Origin of the sequence: Streptomyces sp. CA-210063 (assembly GCF_024612015.1) — a bacterium.
In the GTDB taxonomy this organism is placed as follows: Bacteria; Actinomycetota; Actinomycetes; order Streptomycetales; family Streptomycetaceae; genus Streptomyces.
In genome coordinates this window covers 7,427,319-7,445,706 of the sequence record NZ_CP102512.1, presented here as the reverse complement: position 1 = coordinate 7,445,706, position 18,388 = coordinate 7,427,319, and the positions used below count along the sequence as shown (strand labels likewise).

At 71.1% G+C, this 18,388-nt stretch carries 19 protein-coding genes; 9 read left to right on the top strand and 10 right to left on the bottom strand.

Features of this window, described 5'->3' with window-relative positions; translation table 11 throughout:
• Positions 1 to 266: 266 nt before the first annotated feature.
• Positions 267 to 464: a hypothetical protein gene (locus JIX56_RS32550; protein WP_257545851.1), complete on the bottom strand. Its 198-nt coding sequence runs from the start codon at positions 462 to 464 to the stop codon at positions 267 to 269.
• A gap of 612 nt (positions 465 to 1,076) precedes the next feature.
• Between JIX56_RS32550 and JIX56_RS32545 the strand changes: the two genes are divergently transcribed.
• The 3 genes from JIX56_RS32545 to JIX56_RS32535 all read left to right on the top strand — a co-directional run bounded on the left by JIX56_RS32545 (position 1,077) and on the right by JIX56_RS32535 (position 3,315).
• Positions 1,077 to 2,414: a hypothetical protein gene (locus tag JIX56_RS32545; RefSeq protein ID WP_257545849.1), complete on the top strand. Its 1,338-nt coding sequence runs from the start codon at positions 1,077 to 1,079 to the stop codon at positions 2,412 to 2,414.
• 23 nt (positions 2,415 to 2,437) lie between these two features.
• Positions 2,438 to 2,998 (top strand): GNAT family N-acetyltransferase, encoded by a 561-nt coding sequence (locus JIX56_RS32540; RefSeq protein WP_257545848.1) that lies wholly within the window; start codon positions 2,438 to 2,440, stop codon positions 2,996 to 2,998.
• A gap of 164 nt (positions 2,999 to 3,162) precedes the next feature.
• On the top strand, positions 3,163 to 3,315 hold the full coding sequence (locus tag JIX56_RS32535; RefSeq protein WP_257545846.1) for a hypothetical protein: 153 nt from the start codon (positions 3,163 to 3,165) through the stop codon (positions 3,313 to 3,315).
• Here the strand turns inward: JIX56_RS32535 and JIX56_RS32530 are convergent.
• Positions 3,299 to 3,754, bottom strand: a complete 456-nt coding sequence (locus tag JIX56_RS32530; RefSeq protein WP_257545844.1) for a hypothetical protein — start codon at positions 3,752 to 3,754, stop codon at positions 3,299 to 3,301. The genes JIX56_RS32535 and JIX56_RS32530 overlap by 17 nt on opposite strands.
• A 95-nt stretch (positions 3,755 to 3,849) precedes the next feature.
• Entirely contained in the window at positions 3,850 to 4,023 is a 174-nt protein-coding gene (locus JIX56_RS32525; protein WP_257551570.1) for a hypothetical protein, read from the bottom strand.
• A 202-nt stretch (positions 4,024 to 4,225) separates the two neighbouring features.
• On the opposite strand from JIX56_RS32525, the gene JIX56_RS32520 reads away from it, so the two are divergent.
• The gene (locus JIX56_RS32520) at positions 4,226 to 5,491 is read left to right on the top strand and encodes a GNAT family N-acetyltransferase (RefSeq protein ID WP_257545842.1); all 1,266 of its coding nucleotides are present in this window, start codon (positions 4,226 to 4,228) and stop codon (positions 5,489 to 5,491) included.
• 108 nt (positions 5,492 to 5,599) lie between these two features.
• Here JIX56_RS32520 and JIX56_RS32515 read toward each other — a convergent pair whose 3' ends face one another.
• The 3 genes from JIX56_RS32515 to arfA form a co-directional block, all read right to left on the bottom strand.
• Positions 5,600 to 6,559 (bottom strand): sulfite exporter TauE/SafE family protein, encoded by a 960-nt coding sequence (locus JIX56_RS32515; RefSeq protein WP_257545841.1) that lies wholly within the window; start codon positions 6,557 to 6,559, stop codon positions 5,600 to 5,602.
• 182 nt (positions 6,560 to 6,741) lie between these two features.
• On the bottom strand, positions 6,742 to 7,200 hold the full coding sequence (locus tag JIX56_RS32510) for an RrF2 family transcriptional regulator (RefSeq protein ID WP_257545839.1): 459 nt from the start codon (positions 7,198 to 7,200) through the stop codon (positions 6,742 to 6,744).
• Positions 7,201 to 7,354: 154 nt separating this feature from the next.
• On the bottom strand, positions 7,355 to 8,869 hold the full coding sequence (gene arfA / locus JIX56_RS32505) for an arabinosylfuranosidase ArfA (RefSeq protein WP_257545837.1): 1,515 nt from the start codon (positions 8,867 to 8,869) through the stop codon (positions 7,355 to 7,357).
• Between the two features lie 278 nt (positions 8,870 to 9,147).
• Between arfA and JIX56_RS32500 the strand changes: the two genes are divergently transcribed.
• From JIX56_RS32500 to JIX56_RS32485, 4 genes are all read left to right on the top strand, one after another.
• A complete protein-coding gene (locus tag JIX56_RS32500; protein ID WP_257545835.1) occupies positions 9,148 to 9,762 on the top strand; it encodes a transcriptional regulator in 615 nt (204 codons plus the stop codon).
• 269 nt (positions 9,763 to 10,031) lie between these two features.
• Positions 10,032 to 10,706, top strand: coding sequence for a toxin-antitoxin system, toxin component (locus JIX56_RS32495; protein ID WP_257545833.1), 675 nt, complete (start codon positions 10,032 to 10,034; stop codon positions 10,704 to 10,706).
• A 13-nt stretch (positions 10,707 to 10,719) separates the two neighbouring features.
• Positions 10,720 to 12,183: an MAB_1171c family putative transporter gene (locus JIX56_RS32490; protein ID WP_257545831.1), complete on the top strand. Its 1,464-nt coding sequence runs from the start codon at positions 10,720 to 10,722 to the stop codon at positions 12,181 to 12,183.
• A gap of 82 nt (positions 12,184 to 12,265) precedes the next feature.
• On the top strand, positions 12,266 to 13,606 hold the full coding sequence (locus JIX56_RS32485) for an NAD(P)/FAD-dependent oxidoreductase (RefSeq protein WP_257551261.1): 1,341 nt from the start codon (positions 12,266 to 12,268) through the stop codon (positions 13,604 to 13,606).
• Between the two features lie 145 nt (positions 13,607 to 13,751).
• Here the strand turns inward: JIX56_RS32485 and JIX56_RS32480 are convergent, their stop codons facing one another.
• The 4 genes from JIX56_RS32480 to JIX56_RS32465 form a co-directional block, all read right to left on the bottom strand.
• Positions 13,752 to 14,609, bottom strand: a complete 858-nt coding sequence (locus tag JIX56_RS32480) for an SMP-30/gluconolactonase/LRE family protein (protein WP_257545829.1) — start codon at positions 14,607 to 14,609, stop codon at positions 13,752 to 13,754.
• Positions 14,606 to 15,379 carry an IclR family transcriptional regulator gene (locus JIX56_RS32475; RefSeq protein ID WP_257545827.1) on the bottom strand — a complete coding sequence of 258 codons (774 nt, stop codon included), beginning with the start codon at positions 15,377 to 15,379 and terminating at the stop codon, positions 14,606 to 14,608. The genes JIX56_RS32480 and JIX56_RS32475 overlap by 4 nt, the downstream gene beginning before the upstream one ends.
• A gap of 236 nt (positions 15,380 to 15,615) precedes the next feature.
• Positions 15,616 to 16,857 (bottom strand): helix-turn-helix domain-containing protein, encoded by a 1,242-nt coding sequence (locus tag JIX56_RS32470; protein WP_257545825.1) that lies wholly within the window; start codon positions 16,855 to 16,857, stop codon positions 15,616 to 15,618.
• Positions 16,858 to 16,860: 3 nt separating this feature from the next.
• Complete coding sequence (locus JIX56_RS32465; protein ID WP_257545823.1) at positions 16,861 to 17,013, bottom strand: hypothetical protein; 153 nt, start codon at positions 17,011 to 17,013, stop codon at positions 16,861 to 16,863.
• A 246-nt stretch (positions 17,014 to 17,259) separates the two neighbouring features.
• On the opposite strand from JIX56_RS32465, the gene JIX56_RS32460 reads away from it, so the two are divergent.
• The gene (locus JIX56_RS32460) at positions 17,260 to 18,291 is read left to right on the top strand and encodes a DUF3068 domain-containing protein (protein ID WP_257545821.1); all 1,032 of its coding nucleotides are present in this window, start codon (positions 17,260 to 17,262) and stop codon (positions 18,289 to 18,291) included.
• The last annotated feature ends 97 nt before the right edge of the window (positions 18,292 to 18,388 follow it).

Sequence of the window (18,388 nt, the reverse complement as noted above, 5' to 3'; positions counted from 1 at the left end):
GGCCAGGGGCTACGCGCGGCTCACAATGTGCGCTGTGCCGGGTGAGGCCTGAACCGACTGCCGGCAGTCGGGTGCAGCCGAGGGTGCCGGCTGACCGTCGAGTGCGCGGCAGAGAGCTGCGTGCAGGTGCTCTGCTTCAGCGAGGGTGAGGGTCAGTTCGGTGTCCGTGGCGTGGCCGTCGGTGAGGGACAGGCGGAGCGGTACGGCGAGGCGGTTGTCGTCAGTGCGGCGTACAGGGCGGCCTGGTGGACGTTCGATGGTCCAGCTCATGGCGTCGCCTTTCCGATGCGCGCGAGGCGGTATGAGCCCCACAATTGGCGGCCGTCCTCGCAACCGTCCTGTGCCTTGGGAGTGCCCTTGCAGCCGACGCTGCACTTGCGGGTGTGCTCGAACCACAGCCGGTAGGCGCGCAGCATGGGGATCTCGGTGCGGGGTGCGGTGGAACCGTTCTGTACGTCGGTCATCAGCATGCCTCCTCGACCAACCGAGCTGCGATCAGTGCACGTTGACGCCCCTCGGGCAGCAAAAGGTAGGTGCCGACGAGGGTGCTGGTGATGTCGTCCGCGCTGATGGCGGGTAGGACGCTGGCGGGCCAGCGGCGTGGGGCTCTGCGGCGACGGGCGCTCGCGAGGATCGCGGCCCACATCTCGGGAGAGAGGTTGGGTGCGGGCGGCCTCTGGGCAGGTTCCGGCTCCGTAGCCCAAGCCGTGCGGCTGGATTCGGGTCGGCCGAAGAGCATCGCCCTCACCCATGCGAGTGCTCGTAATACAAGGTGCATTGTCGGTCTCCTAGTCAGATCGGCCATTCCCCGGGGCCGTGTCAGCACTTGCGCGTGACCGGTCGGGCACGCTCTGTAGCCGCCCTCTGAGTGTGGTCAGGCGGGCGCTTGCGTCTCCACCCCCGCATCGGCACCGGAATCCCATCGGCTGGAGGCAATGGACAGCGCCGTTCCATCGCTCTTCCATCGGAACTTTGTCTGCTGCGATAACCACCCCCTGCGCAGGGCAGTTTGAAGACACGACCGCTCCACCGTCGTGCGGCGGTGACGCAGCACGGAGCCGTGCGGGGAGGACGCCATGACCACGTTGTTCCGCTATTTGGTCGACCAACGGGAGTGGAAGGACCCCAGGGCGTTCATTCCCCGCTTTCGAGAGGCCGCACAGAGGCTGTCGGAAACCGATCAGGACCCGGATCTGGCGACCTGCACCCCGGCAGCCAGCACCTTCGAGGCCTGGTACTACAACCAGCGAAAGCCGAACCGAGATGCACGGCGCGTACTCGTGGCCTTGTTCGGCTGCAGCTTCGAACGACTGTGGGGCCCTGGTGAAAACGCTCTGTCCGCCTCTGCCGAGGCGTCACGTACGGAAGACCACACGACATCGGACGCGGAACTGCGCGACATGAGAAAGGGCGCTGAAATGGCAGCACGGCGTGCACGGGACTTTGCCATGGGAGCGGAACGGGGACAGTTGGGCGAGGAGACCATCGGCTTCTTGCAGGACGAGGTGCGCAGCATCGCCGAGCGGTACCCGCGGGTGCCGCTGACGGACGTGTTCGACGATCTCGTGTCCGCCCAGGACGAGGTGTTCCGGCACATCGAAGGCGGCCGGTCGAGGCCTTCGCAGTTGCGGCAGTTGCACATCATGGCCACGTTGCTGTCGTGGTTCATGGCGAAGGCCAGTCATGACATGGGGGACGCGTCGACCGCGTTGACGCAGGCCCGCGCAGCGGGTGTGTGCGCTCAGCAGGCCGAGCACCCCGTGCTGATCGCGTTGACCGACGGGTTGAAGTCGCTCATCACCTACTGGTCGGGCAACGCGGATGACGCCCTGTACTACGCGCGGAAGGGGGCCGCCGAACACCCCGGCCTGCGGGGTACGACGAGCGTATGGCTCGCCAGTTTGGAGGCACGGGCGGCTGCACTGCTGGGAGACGCGGAAGCCGTGCTCGCAGCGAGCGAACGGGCCGAGCGGCTGCGGGAGCACACGGTGCCGGACGACGTCGACAACCTGGGCGGCCTGCTGACCTTCCGCCCGGAGAAGCAGCTCTACTACGCCGTGGAATCGCACGTCCTGCTCGGCCATGGCGACGCGCGTACCGCGAACCAGGCGGAGCAGGCCGTCGAGGTCTTCAGCGATCCCGATGCGCCGCATTGGGCGTTCGGAGACCAGGCGGGCGCACAGTGCAATCTCGCTCTGATCCGGCTCCACGCCAACGACCTGGACGGAGCGGCCGACGCCATCCGTCCCGTTCTCGACCTGCCTCCCCGCCGACGCAACAGGGGCATTGTCGTCTCCGCGCAGCGAGTGCGGGTGGCACTGAGCCGGGAGTCCCTCCGTACCGCCGCCGTCGCCCGCGACCTGCGCGAGGAGATCGCCCTGTATCCGCCGCACAGGCCGGCCCTGATGTGCTGACGGGTCCCAGTAGAGTCCGTGGCATGTATCCGGTCCATCGCGTGAGCAAGCGTCTGGAAGTACGCGAACTGCGGTCTGAGGATGCGGAGGCCGTGTTCGCGATCTACGGCAGCGAGCAGGCGACCGAGCATCTGTCCTTCGAACCGCGCACGCGGGATGAGGTGCGCCAGATCGTGAGCCGTTCCATCGAGGCAGGTACCGCCAGGGACCGCAGGGAGTACGTCGTCGCCGTGGTCGAACGTGACACGGACACGCTCGTCGGCTTCGGTCGGCTGGCCCTGGACCCGCATCAACCCAGCGGAGCGACCATGGGTTTCGCCCTGCGCCCAGCCTCTTGGGGGCGAGGCTATGGAGTCGAGACTGTGCGGTTGCTGCTCGGCCTCGGCTTCGAGGAACTGAACCTCCACCGCGTCTGGGGCGCTCGTTCCCCCGCCAACGAGGCCTCCGCCAGAACGATGGCGCGGGCCGGGATGGTCGAGGAAGGCCGGATTCGCGAGCACATCCGCAAGGGCGGAGCGTGGCGGGACTCCATCGTCCACGCGATGCTCGACCACGAGTGGGCGGCTCGGAACCAGAGCGGTTGAGGGACCGAAGCCACCAATACTCGTCCAGGGTGCGTTCCGAGACCGCCGACTCCAGCAGTTGCGCAACGTGGAGAGCGCGCTCCAGCGGCACTCCCGGGTACCCGCGGTCGCCGACTGGCTGGAGGAGTACCGAACCATCGCCAACACCGGTTGAGGAGGAGACGGTGAGCATCCCGAGCACCCGTGCTGACGTGGTGATCCGCCCCTACGGCCCCGGCCAGGTCCCGGCGCTGATGGACGTCGTCGCCGATATCTGGGCCGACGGCAGAGTGGTCGAGAGTGCCCAACTACGATACGCGCCTAGCCGTACGGGTTGAGTGCCCAGAAGCGGACGGTGTCGCTGCGACGGTCGAACCACAGGTTGGTGGAGTAGCCGCTGCCGTCGCGGTCGAGCTCGTGCGACCGGACCCACTGCGGGTTCTCCGGCCCCTCGCCCTTGAGCGGCTTCTCGAACCACGAGGAGAAGTCATCGGCCGGCCCCTCGGAAACGAAGGCATGGGCCGCCGTCAGCTCGGCAAGCTTCCCCGGTGTCAGCCGGGCGAAGCCCGAAATCACCAGCTCCGGCGACGGTATGCCCCGGTCGTTGTCCCGGCTGCTCACCCACTTGGCGTCGGTGAGCGGGCCCAGCAGCGGGAACGCCCGCTGCAGCGGTGCGGTGTCGGTGTGCCAGTCCTCCTTGGTCCCGTTCGCCACCTGACGCAGGGCCCACCAGGCGGGTAGGGCCGCCAGCCCCGCCCCGATCCCGATCCCGATCACCTTCCGTCGCTCCAACGCGATCCCCCTCATGCCTGACTTCGGGGGCACCTTATCCGGCCCGAGCACCGCCTATTGATCACAACCAAGTACGCGCCCTAGTGCTGGACAGGGTCGGCGAGCTTGCGGATCGACCAGCGGGTGAAGGAGCGTTGGCGCAACGCCAACGCCCGACGCCCCGACGTGCTGGCCGCCCAACGCCGCGAGCGCGCCCGCAGCCGCATCCCCATCCGCAGCAGCAGCCGCAGCCGCAGCCGCAGTGGGAAGGGCATCCGCCGGGGCGGACGCTCACTGCCCGTCACAGCCTGACGCCTCGCTCAGGACCGCCGCCGAGCCGACCACCGCACTCAGCCCCGGCGCCGGTCCGGGACCGGGCTGAGTCGTAATTCGTTTGACCGGGTCACGGGTCGACGCTGCACTGTGGCGGGACGCCACGAGTCGTGGTGCCGGTATCTCGAGGAGGCAGCGGCTGCGATGGAGATCCGTTCCGCGACCGACAAGGATCTCGACGTTTTCGTCGACACAGTCCATGCCGCGTTCGGGCGCTTCCCGGAGACCCCGGTCGAGGGCGGCGGGCTCTGGTGGTCGGCGCTCGAAATGGACCGGTGCCTGCTCGCCCTGACGGCGGACGGGCGGCCCGTCGGCACCGCCGCCGCGCACCCTTTCGAACTCACCCTGCCCGGTGAGACCCTCGTCCCGGCCTCCGGGGTGACCGCCGTCGGCGTCCTGCCCTCCCACCGGCGCCGAGGCGTGCTCAGCACGATGATGCGGCACCAGCTCACCGAGTTGCGGGCCCGGGGAGAATTCCTCTCCGTGCTGCTGGCCTCCGAGGCCCCGATCTACGGCAGGTTCGGCTACGGACCCGCGACCTACACGCAGCAGCTGACGGTGCCGCGCCACCGGGCCGCCCTCGCCGTTCCCCGGGCCCGCACCGCGGCGGGCGTCGCGGGCGCCCCAGCGGCCGGCTCGGACAACGACTCGGACAACGGCTCGGACAACGGCTCGGTCGAGGTGCTGCGGCGTGCCGAGTGCGGCGAGATCCTGGAAGCGGTGTACGACCGGTATCGCCGCGCCCAGCCCGGCGCGCTGTCCCGGCCGCACCGCTGGTGGGCCCTGCGCGCGGGGCAGCCCCCGATCTCGCCGGCACCGCGCTACATCGCCGTCCACCGGGACGCCGACGGCGTCCCGGACGGGTACGCCAGCTACTCGATCGATGACCCCAGCACCTTGACGGTCGACGAGACCATCGCCACCGACGACGCCGTCTTCACGGCCCTGGCCCGGTTCGTACTCGGACACGACCTGGTCACTCAGGTCGTGTTCAAGCACGTCCCGCCCGAGCACCCGCTGCGCTGGCAGCTCGCGGACTTCCGCGCCGGCCAGGTGAGCGACGAGATGGACTGGCTCTACGTACGGCTCCTTGACGTCCCGCAGGCGCTGACCGCACGTGGCTGGTTCACGGACGGCGAACTCGTCCTCGACGTCGACGACCCGTTCCTCGGCGAACACGGCCGCTACCTGCTGGCCGTCCAGGACGGCAAGGCCGACTGCGTCCCGACAGACCGGGAGCCCGACCTGTCCCTGGACATACGCGACCTGGGCTCGATCTACCTCGGCGGCACCGCCCCGAGCACGCTCGTGCGTGCCGGACACATCCGGGCCCACCACCCGGGCGCGGCCACCCTCGCCGACGCCCTCTTCCGCGCCGACCGTCCCCCGCACTGCCTGCACTGGTTCTGACCGCACGCTCGCCGACCCTGTACGAGTCCCGTGTACGAGTCCCGTGTACGAGTCCCGTTGGCCCTGTATCCGTTCCGTTGGTCCATGGTCACCCGTCGGGGCGGAGCATCAGCCGTTGTGTGTGGCGGCCGGTTCGGCGAGTGCGGGCTCGTCGTGGCTGGTCGCGCCGTTCCCCGCGTCCCTTACGGGCGCGGGGGTGGCGGCCTTTTCCTTCAGGTGCTCTCGGATCGAGTACGTCAGGGCCGCCGCCCACAGCGCGTACACCGCGACGTAAACGACCGTGCTCACGGAACTCGACGCCGCGATCCAGTCGCTCTTGAGCAGCGTGCGGACGTTCGTCGCGACGATGACGCCGCCCACCGCCGAGCCCAGCACCCTCGGCGGGACCAGGCGGACCAGCCAGGCGGCGATGGGCGCGGCGATCAGGCCGCCGAGGAGGAAAGCGGCGACCCAGGCCCAGTCGAGGCCCTGGGAGCCGAGGGAGAGGAGGAAGCCCAGGCTCGCGGAGACCGCGACGAGGAACTCGCTCGTGTCGATCGACCCGATGACCTTACGAGGCTCCATACGGCCGCTGGCGAGGAGAGCGGGGGTGCCCACCGGGCCCCAGCCGCCCCCGCCGGTCGCGTCGAGGAAGCCGGCGACCAGGCCCAGCGGCGACAGGAACCGCCTCCGCAGCGGCTGGCCGAGGCGGTCCTTGGGCAGGCCGCGCAGGGTGAAGCGGGACAGGACGTAGAGGCCGAGGCCCAGCAGGATCAGCGACATCACGGGTCCGGCGACCTCGGTGGACAGCGACGACAGGACCGTGGCGCCGAGGAACGCGCCCACCGCGCCCGGTACGCCGATCCTGGCGACGACCTTCCAGTCCACGTTCCCGAACCGCCAGTGCGAGGCGCCCGACATCAGGGTCGTGCCGATCTCCGCCAGGTGCACCGTGGCCGAGGCGGCGGCCGGGTTGGTGCCCATCGCGAGCAGCAGCGTCGTCGAGGTCACGCCGTAGGCCATGCCCAGGCTGCCGTCCACGAGTTGGGCCCCCAGGCCCGCCAGCGCGAGCACTACCAGCGTCCGCATTCTTCTTCCGTCCCGTCTTCCGTCGCGTCGTTCCGTCGCGTCGTTCCGTCGCGACTTTCGTGGCTACACTTCCCGGTCTTTCCCACCGGTTAAGTAGGAATTGACCGAGCGGCCACGGTACGGGGTGGAACTGAGGAAAGACTTAGGACGAGGTAACGATCCTGTGCAGCTGCCCGCCGCGCCTACGGGTTCTCCCAGGCCGCCGGCTCCGCCGCCAGCTCCTTCACCGGCTCGGGGAGGGTGCCCGCGGCGATGTCCGCCACGGTGACGCCCTCCAGGATGCGGCGCACGTTGGCCCGCAGCGCGATCCACAACGGCAGCAACGGTTCGGCGGACCCGGTGTAGGTCAGGCCGGTGGGACGTTCGCCGCGCACCGACACGATGGGACCGTCCACGGCCCGGATGACATCGGCGACGGTGATGGCGGCCGGTTCACGTGCCAGTTGGTACCCGCCGCTGCCACCCCGCCGACTGGTGACGAGGCCGGCCCGCCTCAGGTCCCCGAGAATCCCCTCAAGGAACTTGTGCGGGATCTCCTGCACGGTCGCGATGACCTCCGCCTTCACCGGCCCGCTGTCCTGCCGTACGGCCACTTCCAGCACCGCTCGTACCGCGTAATCCGCCCGCGCAGAGATCCTCATGGCCAACATTGTCGACCACTTCGACCACTCCGACGTCCCAGAGGACCCGCGCCCCGTCAGGGGCGCGGGGCTGTATCGATATGCGGCTCCGCCGCATGGGCGCGAGCAACCACGAACGACCCGCACCCGGCAGCGGACAGCCGGTCCCGAGCTCTCAGCCGAGCCGGATCACATTCCACGACAGCGGCTCAAGCACCACGCTCAGCACACCATCCCGAAGCGCGGCCCCCTCGACCACCCGCGGAGCGACCCGCTCAGGATCGTCCAGGGTGTTCCGTGCGTCCGGGTCCGCGTCGGCCAGCACGCTGTGCTCGACGACCTGGGTCAACTCCAGCCCGTTCAGCGCGACTTCCAGCGGCAGCGCTTCCGTACGATCCCGGTTGACCGCGAAGACCGTCACCGACCCGTCCTCGGCCCGGACCGCCGTCGCGTGCAGCAGGTCCGCCTCGCCGTACTTCTTCGTCTCGTACGTCGGTGAGTCCACCCGTACGTCGAGAACCTGTCCCCGCCCGTACTTCGAGGCCTGGGCGAACGGGAAGAAGGTCGTCTGGCGCCAGGCCGGTCCGCCCGGCTCGGTCATGATCGGGGCGATGACGTTGACGAGCTGGGCGAGGCAGGCGACGGTGACGCGGTCGGCGTGGCGGAGCAGGGCGATCAGCAGGGAGCCGAAGACGACCGCGTCCATGACGCTGTACTTGTCCTCCAGCAGCCGTGGCGCCTCCGGCCAGTTCAGCGGGTCGGCCTTCGCCGAGTCCTCCCACTCCTGGAGGTACCAGACGTTCCACTCGTCGAAGGAGAGGTTGATCCTCTTCTTGGACTTGAGCTTCGCGCCCACGTGGTCGGCGGTGGCGACCACGTTCTCGATGAAGGACTCCATGTCGACGGCGGAGGCGAGGAAGGAGTCGTGGTCGCCGTCGGTGGGCCAGTAGTAGGCGTGCAGGGAGATGTAGTCGACGAGGTCGTACGTCTCCGCCAGGACCGTCGCCTCCCACTCGGCGAAGGTCGGCATGGACTGGCTGGAGGAGCCGCAGGCGACGAGTTCGACGTCCGGGTCGATCTGGCGCATCGCGCGGGCGGTCTCGGCGGCGATACGGCCGTACTCCGTCGCCGTCTTGTGGCCGGTCTGCCAGGGGCCGTCCATCTCGTTGCCGAGGCACCAGAGGTTGATGCCGAAGGGGTCCTTGTCGCCGTCGGCGATGCGCTTCTCGGACAGGGCCGTTCCGGCGGGGTGGTTGGCGTACTCCTGGAGTTCGAGGGCCTCGGCGACACCGCGCGTGCCGAGGTTGAGGGCCATCATGGGCTCGGCTTGGGGGCCGACCTTCTTCAGGAAGGCGATGTACTCGGAGAGGCCGAAGCGGTTGGTCTCGGTGGAGCGCCAGGCGAGGTCGAGGCGGCGGGGGCGGTCCTCGACGGGGCCTACGGAGTCCTCCCACTTGTAGCCGGAGACGAAGTTGCCGCCGGGGTAGCGGATGGTGGTGACGCCCAACTCCCGGACCAGGTCCAGCACATCGGTGCGCAGGCCCGCCTCGTCGGCGGCGGGGTGGTCCGGTTCGTAGACCCCGGTGTAGACGCAGCGGCCGAGGTGCTCGACGAACGAGCCGAAGAGTCGAGGATTGACCTCGCCGACCGTGAAAGCGGGGTCGAGGGTGAAGCGGGCGGTGCGGGTCATGGGGTCGCCCTTCAGTGTTCGATATTCCGGATGGTGATCGTTGAGCCGGACGGGACGCTATGGTCGAAGTGAGGGCGAGTCAACGGGGCGGTGTGCCCGGGGGCCGGGCGCCTGTTCGTCCGCCGGAGACGCTGGTCGGGCGGGTGCGGGCCGCATGTGGCTTGTCGCGCGGTTCCCCGCGCCCCTGGGGGCCGCTGCACGCAACGATCGTTCGTAGAAGTTCAACGATCGTTGGATTCCCGTAGAACCGACGCCTCCGGCCACGTAGGGTCGGCCCCGTGCCCGCCCTGCCCGACAGCCTTGCCGAGACCCTGACGCGACTCGACGCCCGTATCGCGGAGACCGGTGCCGATCGGGGTCTGCTCCTCGACGTGCGGACGCTGGCGGAACGTACCGCCCTCGGCGAGGACGAGGTGCGGGTGCTGCTGGACGGGGGTGAGGCGTCGGCCGACCGGGTCGACGACCGGGTGCGGGGGCGGGTACGGGCGCTGCACGAGGCGTATGTCGCGCGGAGCGGGAAGCGGGCCGGTGAGGTCGGCAAGGAGGTCGCGGCGCGGCTCGCGATCAGCCCCGAGTGGGCCCGGCAACTGCTGCTCGGCAAAAAGATGCCGAACGTGCCCGATCTGACCGAACTCGCCGGGTTCTTCGGGATCGAGGAGGGCGTCCGGTTCTTCACCGACCCGGCCGCCACCGTCCTGAACCGCGAACTCCACCCCGTACTCGCGGGACTTGAGGGCGACACGGACGACGGGCCGCTGGTCGAGTTCGCCACCCGGCACGGGGTCGTCACGCTCGCGCTGCGCGGCCATCGGCTGACCCGTCGCAAGCAGGAGGCCCTCGCCGTCATGCTCGAAGGGCTGCTCGGCGTCGACGACGAGGAGGCCCGGCGATGAGCCGTGGCGAGGGCACGGGCCTGGGTACGGGCGAAGGCACGGGCCTGGGTACTGGCGAAGGCACGGGCCTGGGTACTGGCGAAGGCACGGCTGACGGCCGCGTCGCCGGGAGTGCGACGGACGGCCACGCCGGGACTGCAGCGGACCCCCACACCAGAACGACAGCGGACCCCCACGCCGGAACTACAGCGGACCCCCACACCAGAACGACAGCGGACCCCCACGCCAAAAACGCGGCCGACGCCCACGCCGGACGCGCCGCCCGGGTCATGGGGACCTCGGCCCTGCGCCGAGCTGTCGGCAGGGTTCGGGCCGCGCTGCTGCCCTCCCGGTCCGCCGCCGAGATGCGGAAGTTGACGGCCGGGCTCAGCAAGGCGGTGCGGGGGAGGTTGGGCGCGCCTGTCGGCGTACGGGAGTTGGGCGCGGCGCTGTGTACGGAGATGAGTGCGCGGCGTGGCGGGCGGCCGGTGGAGCTGCGGTTCGAGCGGTTTCCGGACGGGATCGGGGTGACGGGGCTGTGGATGGAGTTCCCGGACTTCGACCTGGTGATCGTCGAGGAGCGCGCCGAGACCGTGCAGCAACTGGTCATCCTCGGCCATGAGTTGTGGCACATGCACGCGGGGCACTGTCATCACCATCTGCCGGGCGCGGACGCCGCCGCGCTCGCGCTGTCCGGTGAGCCGGGCGGCGGCGCGTCCGCGTTGCCGCCGCTCTCCCCCGAGCTCTCGGCGGCGCTCGGCCCGGGCGGCACCCCCATAGCGGCCCGCTACGGCTCGCACGAGTCCGACGAGCAGGAGGCCGAGGACTTCGGGCACCGGCTCGCCACCGCCTTCCGTTCCTGGGTGGACACCGGGCAGAGCGGGCCGGCCGATCCGGCCGATCCGACCGACCCCGTCGGGCAGGCCATCCAGGCGTCCCTGGGCTACCGCAGGCACCGGAGATAGGGGGACGACCGCCGTGCCCGCGACGACGACCGGGGCCCTGAGCCCCGCCGACTTCTTCGGCGAGCTGTACATCTCGTTCTGGATCCCCACGGCCGTACTGACCGCCGCCCTGGTGATCAAGCTGCCCAGCATCGTGAAGCTGTGGCGGGACGCGCTGCTGCGGGCGGTCGGCGGGCTGCTGCTGCTCGCCTGCTGTGTGTTCGTGTTCGCGGTGCCGTCGGTGATCGCGTGGACCAACCGGACCGTGGGCGTGCCGAACGTCGCCGCGCCCTGGGTGTACTCCCTCGTCACCGCGTTCTGCGCGTGCTGTCTGCTGCTGATCGTCGCCTGGCGCGACGGCCCGGCCGCCCGCTCCCCGGCGACCCGCCGCACCATGCGCCGGGTCGTCGCCGTGTACGCGGCGGTGATCGTCGGCCTGTGGGTGCTGTTCGCGCTGGCGGACGTCCCCCGCGAGCGGCTGCGCGACCTGGACACGTACTACGCCACCACGCCCTTCATGCGCGAGGAGATCCTGCTCTACCTCGTCGCGCACACCGTGGCCTGCCTGCTCACCTACCGGCTGATCCGCAACTGGGTCCGCGCCGACGGCCTCGACCTGTGGCTGCGCGGCGGCCTGAAGGCACTGAGCATCGGCTACGCGCTCAACCTGGTGTACGACGCCTCGAAGCTCACGGCGCTGGTGGCCCGCTGGGCGGGGCACGACCTGGACTGGCTGAGCACGCATGTGGCGCCGCCGGTCGTCGCGGTGGCGGCCATCTTCATCGCGGTCGGCTTCATCCTGCCGCACGGCGGCCAGTACCTGCACGACCGCTGGCGGGTGCGGGAGAGCCACCGGCGGCTGCGGCCCCTGTATCTGCTGACCCGGACGGTCGACGGCTCCCGTGTCCCCTTCGCGCTGCGCGCCACCCCGGAATTGCGCCTCACCCGCCGCGAGACGTTCATCCGCGACGCCCTGCTCCGGCTGACCCGTCACCTCGACGAGGACCTGCGCCGCCGCGCGTACGACGCCGCCCTGGATCTCGGTCACGAGCCCGGCCGGGCGAAGGCCCTCGCCGCCGCCGTGACGATCCGGGACGCGGTGGCCGCGCGGAAGCGGGCACCCGACGGCGGTACGCCGCCCACGCTCGTGTCCGGTCCGCTCGTCTTCCCGGGCCTCGCGGCGGGCCTGGGTGACCTGGCGGGCGCGCCAGGTCCTACGGCCTTCCCGGACCCGTCGACATGCGTACGACGGCCCGCGCCGGACCGTTCGGCCTTCCCGGACCCGTCGGCCCCGCCGGACCGTGCCGCCTTCCCGGATCCCTCGGCCCCGCCCGACCGTACGGTCTTCCCGGAGTTCACGGTCTCCGCCGACCCCACCGACCTGCTCCAGGACATCGAGGCCGTGTCCGTGGTGCTTCGCCGGCCCGTCGAGATCGAGGCGGTGCGCGCGCTCGCGGCCGCCTCCCCAGCAGAGAGCAGTGTGCCCGCGTATGAGTGAACGCCCCACCGCCGAGCGGCCGTTGCGGTCGGTCCGGCCACCCGTCCGGTCCGCCGTCGTGCTCGGCGGTTCCCTCGCCGGGATGCTCGCGGCGCGTGCGCTGGCCGGGTTCGCGGACCGGGTCACCGTCGTCGAGCGGGACACGCTGCCCGAGGGTCCCGGTCCGCGCCGGAACCTGCCGCAGGCACGCCACGCCCACATGCTGTGGTCGGGCGGCGTCCAGGCGGTGGAGGACCTGCTGCCGGGCACCACCGGGCGGCTGCTGGCGGCCGGGGCACACCGCCAGGCGGTCACCACGGACATGGTGATCCTGTCGTCCCGGGGCTGGTGCCGGCGGTGGCCCGTGTCCCACCACAACCTGCTGGCCGGCCGGGATCTGCTCGACGCGACGGTCCGCGCGGCGGTCCTGGCCGACGACCGGGTCGAGCTGGTGGAGCGCACCGAGGTGCTGGGGCTGGTCGGCACCGGCGCCGCCGTGACCGGGGTGCGGGTCCGCCACGAGGACGGCACCGACCGCACGCTCGAGGCGGGTCTCGTCGTCGACGCCACCGGCCGTTCCTCCCGAGCGCCCCACTGGCTCGCGGCGCTCGGGCTGCCGCGACCGGAGCGGCGGGAGGTCGACTCCGGGCTCGCGTACGCCAGCCGGGTCTACCGGGCGCCCGAGGGGGCCCGGCAGGGCTTCCCGGTCGTCACCGTGCAGGCCGACGCGCGGCGGCCGGGTCCCGGACGGTCGGCCTTCCTGCTGCCCATCGAGGACGGCCGGTGGATCGTCACCCTGTCCGGGACGCGGGGCGGCGAACCCTCCCCCGACAACGACGACTTCGTACGGTTCGCCCGGGAGGAGCTGCGGCATCCGATCGTCGGTGAACTGCTCGCCGGCGCCGAGCCGTTGGGCGATGTGGCGTTCACCCGCTCCACCGCCAACCGCCGTTGGTTCTACGAGCGGATGTCCCGCTGGCCGGAGAACTTCACCGTCGTCGGTGACGCGCTCGCCGTGTACAACCCGGTGTACGGGCACGGCATGGCGATCGCCGCGCAGAGTGCCGTCGCCCTGCGGGAGGTGATCCGGCGTCGGGGCTGGGGCACGCCCGGTCTGGCCCGGCGGATCCAGCGGGCGCTGGCCCGTCCGGTGGGTGTGGCCTGGGACCTCGCCACCGGGCAGGACGTCTTCTACGAGGGCGCGACGGAGGCCGGGCCGACTGTGCGTGACAGGGTCCTGGCCGCGTACGTCGACCGGGTGCTCCTCACCGCCACCGGCAACGGCCGCATCGCCCGCCGTCTGACGGACGTGACGTCACTGGAGCGCGGCCCGGAGGTGCTCCTCGCCCCGAGCGTCCTGCTCGCGGCGGTCGTCGGCCCCCTCAAGCCGAGGCTGGAGGGGGCACCGTTGACGGCGGAGGAGCGCAAGGCCGCCGGGATCTGAACCGTCGGCCTCGGCCTCGGCCGGGGGCGGTCGAGCCGCGTGCGGTCCGTTCGGCACCGCGGGACATCGCCGTCGTGGTTGCTTGCCGCTGCGGCGGCGATGAGCTGAGCAGCCGCAGCCGCAGCCGCAGCCCAGGAATCAGGGGTCAGCCCGCGAATGCCGGTTGTGGCAAGCCCTTGCCCGCGCCCGGCACCACCAGCAGCGAGCCCGACAGGGGGTGAGGGGTCTCCGTGCCGGTGCGGGCTGTGGTGATGTACAGGTCGGTGAGGTCGGGGCCGGCGAAGGCGCAGGCCGTGGGGCGGGGGGTGGGAAGGTCGATGACCCGGTCCAGGACGCCGGTCGGCGTGTAGCGGCGGACGGCGCCGCCCTCCCACAGGGCGACCCAGACACAGCCCTCGGCGTCGACGGTGAGGCCGTCGGGGAAGCCGTCGCCGTCGTCGATGGTCACGAATGGGCGCCTGCCGACCGGCAGTTGACCGGTCTCGTGGTCGAAGACGTCGATGCGGCGGGTCGGTGAGTCGATGTAGTACATCAGCCGTCCGTCCGGGCTCCAGCCGGTGCCGTTGCTGACGGCGACGTCGTCGAGGACCGTCTCGGCGAGCCCGTCGGCGGTGAAGCGGGACAGGGTGCCGCCGCCCGGGGCCTCGTCGTAGCGCATGGTGCCGGCGAAGAGGGAGCCGTCGGGGGCGACGGCGGCGTCGTTGGCGCGGCGGCCGGGCACCGGCTCGTGGTGCAGCCACCGGAAGCCGCCGTCCGTGTCGCGCAGACCGACGCCGTCCCGGAGGTTGAGGACGAGGCCGCCGCCGACGCGGGGCTTGGCCGCGCCGACGTGCTGCTCGGTGACGAGGACCGTGCGGCGGCCGGAGGCCGGGTCGTACGTGTGCACCCGCGAGCCGAGGATGTCGATCCAGATCAGGCGCTGCGCGTCGGCGTCCCAGGTGGGGCCCTCACCGAGGGCCGCGTACTCCCGTACCGCGACGTCGTAACCCGTGTACGCGCTCATGCCACGCTCCGGTGGCCGAGGCGCTCGGACAGTTCCGCGGCGCCCTTGGCGGCGAGCTGCTCCAGCTCGATGCGGCGGTCGTCGCTCCAGCGGATCATGGGGACGGAGATGGAGAGCGCGGCGACGACCTTGCCCGTGCGGTCGCGGACCGGGGCGGCGACGCAGGAGACGTCCGGGTTGGACTCGCGGTTCTCCACGGCGAGACCCCGCTCACGGATCCGGGCCAGGGCCTCGCGCAGGGCGGCCGGGTCGGTGATGCTGTTGGGAGTCATGCCGATCAGGTCGGCGTCGTCCGGGATCCGGGCGGACAGCTCGGGCTCGGAAAGGGAGGCGAGGAGCATCTTGCCCACGGAGGTGCAGTGCGCCGGGAGGCGGCGGCCCGCGGCGGAGACCATACGGACGGCGTGCGTGGAGTCGACCTTGGCGATGTAGATGACGTCCGTGTACTCCAGGATCGCCACGTGCACCGTCTCGTCGCAGGTCTCGGCGACGGACCGGGCGACCTGCTGGCCCTCGGCGGCGAGGTCCAGCTGCTCGGCGTAGCGGCTGCCGAGCTGGTAGGGGCGGACGCCGAGGCGGTAGCGTCCCGGCTGGCCCTGTACCTGGACGATGTAGCCACGGGCGGCGAGTGTGGTGACCAGCTCGTGCACGGTGGTGCGCGGCAGCTGGAGCCGGCGCACGATGTCGGGGGCGGACAGTGTGCCGTCCCCGTCCAGGAAGAGCTCCAATATGTCGAGCGCCCGGGTCACGGCAGGTACTAGGCGTCCCATGGTCGGCCCCCTCCCTCGTTTGTCTGCGGTATCTGCGGCGAGTGTTCGAAATTTCAACTGTCGATCGGCATAGCGAACACAGGCTAGTCATAGTGGGTGCGGGCGGGCAATGGCCGCGGGGTGCCCAAGAGCTCGGTGGGTGTGGAAAACGGGCGACTGCGGGCTCGTCGTGGCTGGTCGCGCCCACGCGGCGGAGCCGCATATCGATACAGCCCCGCGCCCCTTACGGGGCGCGGTCAGCGCCTGCCGCGCGGGTCTCCCAGTTCGCCCCGCAGCCGTTGCGCCCGCAGCACCAGTTCCAGTTCGAAGCGCCGGTCGGGGTCGTCGATCTCGTCGCCCCAGAGTTCGCGGATCTGGCGGAGGCGGTAGCGGACGGTTTGCGGGTGCACACCCAGGCGTGTGGCGATCTCGGGGGCGCCGCCGCGGGTCTCCAGCCAGGCGAGGAGGGTTTCGGCGAGGCGGCGGCCGTGGGTGGGGCCGCAGTGGGACAGGGGGGCGAGGCAGCGCAGGGCGAGGTCGTCGATCAGTTCCTCGGGCTGGAGGAGGACGAGGGCCTCGGTGTGCTCGGTGCAGTGCAGGACCTCGCCGCCGGGGAGCAGCTTGCGCTCCATCAGGCGTACGGCGGCCTCCGCCCAGCGCAGCGACTTCGCCGCGTCGGCCAGGGGAACCGGCGGGCCGATCGCGCCGGACCAGCCGGTGAGGGCGCGGTGGAGGAGCTCGGGGCGGCCGGCCGCGTCCGGTTCGGGGACGACCATGCGGGGCTGCTCGTACTCCATGTCGAGCAGGACGCCCTGGCCGACGGCGGGGGCCATGGCCTCGCGGGCGGGGCGTAACAGAACCCCGACCGCGACCTTGTCCGGGAGGGGCCAGCCGATCCGGGCGGCCCGTTCCGAGAGCGCGTCGGCCGGGTCGCCCCGGTGGTGCTCGGCGAGGAGGAGTTCCATCAGCCGGCGTTGCAGTCGCAGCCGTTCGCCGGCCTGCCGGGCCGCCGCCTCCGCGTAGCCGCGCACCGACTGGTCCACCAGGCCGTCCAGATACTCGTATCCGGCGTCGACGAGTTCGTACATCGCGGGCGGCGGGATCTCCACGCGCTGGCCGATCTCCGCGAAACGGCGCCAGGCGAGGCGTACGCCGAGACGGTAGATCGCCTGGAGCGAGTCGAGGCTGCGGCCGTGCAGGCCCTCGCCGCGGCCGAACTCCTGGAAGACACCGGGAGGGACGCGCGGCCGGCCCTCGGCGGTCTCCAGGTGCTGGACGAAGACCTCGATCGCGCGGCGGATGCCGATGAGGGCCATCGGCTCACCGGAGTCGTCGAGGACGACGGGCAGATGCGGGTACTCGCGGCGGATCTCGCGCAGGATCTCCTCGGCGAGGGCGGGGGCCTCGGCCATGGCGATCGCGGCGAACTCGCGCACCTGGAGGCGCGGCACGGCGTGCCAGGCGGAGCGCACGGTGACGGTTACCGGGCTGCCGGTCACCCCTCAGCGCTCCTGGCCGGCGTTCTCGTACGTGATGAGCGGGTTGTTCGGCTGGTCCGGGGTCGCGTCGAGCAGCGCGACGATGCCGAGCGCGGCCCCGACGGCGAGAGCGGCGGCGGCCACCATGGTCAGCGCGGCGGCGAGCAGTCTGGACATCGCAGGGGCAGCCTCTCGGTCGACAGGTCGTCCCCACCCAGGGCACCCCGCACCACAACACTCGGGCCCAGTGTCAGCAATGCATTGACACTGCGTCAAGACTCCGCCTACGGTTCCCGGCCCATACGACAGCCCCATGTGCAGCCCCGTCCGCAGCCCCGTCCGCACGCGCACGATCCCCCTCCTCGGTGTCGACCTCCGCACGCCTACCCGAGTCGCACCTCCCAACGCCCCTGGAGTGCCCGGATGCGCCGTACTTCCCACCCGTCGCCCGACCACCACCCCTCATCGAGGCCCTTCGGGCCGCACCCGCCAGTCGCGTTCTCCCTGGTCCTGCTCGGTCTCGGGACCTTTCTGCTGGTTCTCGCGCCCCTGCTCGCGTGGTACGTGGAGCCACGGGCCGCGGTGAATCCGATCGACATCGACACGACCGCCGTCTACACCGGCACGGGCAGCGTCTTCGACGTGGAGCAGGTGAAGACCGTGCCCGACCAGAAGATCACCGTGACCCAGCGGGTACGCGGCGATGTGGCCGAAAGTGAGCGCAGCGGGGCCGCGGTGTGGGACGTGATCACCTCGGTCGACACGGAGAAGTCGCTGCCGGCGGCCGACCCGCACGGCGCGCTGGACTTCACCCCGCACCGCTGGGTCAGCGACCGGAAGACCAACCGGCCGGTGCACTGCTGCGACGAGAAGCCGTACATCGAGGGCGAGGCGTACCTGAAGTTCCCCTTCGACGTGCAGGAACGCTCCTACCGCTGGTGGGACAACACGCTCGGCGCGACGGTGACACTCCACTACGAGGGCCGCAAGAAGGTCCGGGGCTATGAGGGACTGCGCTTCACGGCGAAGGTTCCGGCCACGAAGACCGGCACCCGGATGGTCCCCGGCGCCCTCGTCGACGAGCCGAACCGGCCGCAGGTGCTCGCCGAGGAGTGGTACGCCAATCACGGCCTCGAACTGGTCGTCGACCAGAGCACGGGACGAGTGCTGTACGCCCAGACCGGGCCGCGCCGGACGCTGCGGGCGCCGGGCGGGGACCAGGACGCGGCGGTGCTCCTCGACAGCCGGAAGCTCGCGTTCACCTCGGCGACGCAGAAGTCCGCGGTCGACCAGGCGGAGAAGGAGAGCGGACTGCTGCAACTGGTGGGGCGGACGGTGCCGATCGGTACCGCTGTGGTCGGTTTCGTCCTCGCTGCGGCAGGTGCCGTTTTGGTCGCGCGCGGCAGGCGGCGCCCCGATACGTCCGAGTCGTCCCAGGACCCCATCACGATGTGACAGGGCGTCAGTTCAACAAACCCCGGAAATTGTCACGTCGGTGAGTAGCAGCTTCGAACGACGGGGCGAAAACTGTCCACCCCACCCGAGCACAGCC

Coding starts and splice junctions, on each gene's coding strand:
- JIX56_RS32550 (WP_257545851.1), bottom strand. CDS start 464: ATGACCGACGTACAGAACGGTTCCACCGCACCCCGCACCGAGATCCCC.
- JIX56_RS32545 (WP_257545849.1), top strand. CDS start 1,077: ATGACCACGTTGTTCCGCTATTTGGTCGACCAACGGGAGTGGAAGGAC.
- JIX56_RS32540 (WP_257545848.1), top strand. CDS start 2,438: ATGTATCCGGTCCATCGCGTGAGCAAGCGTCTGGAAGTACGCGAACTG.
- JIX56_RS32525 (WP_257551570.1), bottom strand. CDS start 4,023: ATGCCCTTCCCACTGCGGCTGCGGCTGCGGCTGCTGCTGCGGATGGGG.
- JIX56_RS32520 (WP_257545842.1), top strand. CDS start 4,226: ATGGAGATCCGTTCCGCGACCGACAAGGATCTCGACGTTTTCGTCGAC.
- JIX56_RS32515 (WP_257545841.1), bottom strand. CDS start 6,559: ATGCGGACGCTGGTAGTGCTCGCGCTGGCGGGCCTGGGGGCCCAACTC.
- JIX56_RS32510 (WP_257545839.1), bottom strand. CDS start 7,200: ATGAGGATCTCTGCGCGGGCGGATTACGCGGTACGAGCGGTGCTGGAA.
- arfA (WP_257545837.1), bottom strand. CDS start 8,869: ATGACCCGCACCGCCCGCTTCACCCTCGACCCCGCTTTCACGGTCGGC.
- JIX56_RS32495 (WP_257545833.1), top strand. CDS start 10,032: ATGGGGACCTCGGCCCTGCGCCGAGCTGTCGGCAGGGTTCGGGCCGCG.
- JIX56_RS32485 (WP_257551261.1), top strand. CDS start 12,266: ATGCTCGCGGCGCGTGCGCTGGCCGGGTTCGCGGACCGGGTCACCGTC.
- JIX56_RS32480 (WP_257545829.1), bottom strand. CDS start 14,609: ATGAGCGCGTACACGGGTTACGACGTCGCGGTACGGGAGTACGCGGCC.
- JIX56_RS32475 (WP_257545827.1), bottom strand. CDS start 15,379: ATGGGACGCCTAGTACCTGCCGTGACCCGGGCGCTCGACATATTGGAG.
- JIX56_RS32465 (WP_257545823.1), bottom strand. CDS start 17,013: ATGTCCAGACTGCTCGCCGCCGCGCTGACCATGGTGGCCGCCGCCGCT.
- JIX56_RS32460 (WP_257545821.1), top strand. CDS start 17,260: ATGCGCCGTACTTCCCACCCGTCGCCCGACCACCACCCCTCATCGAGG.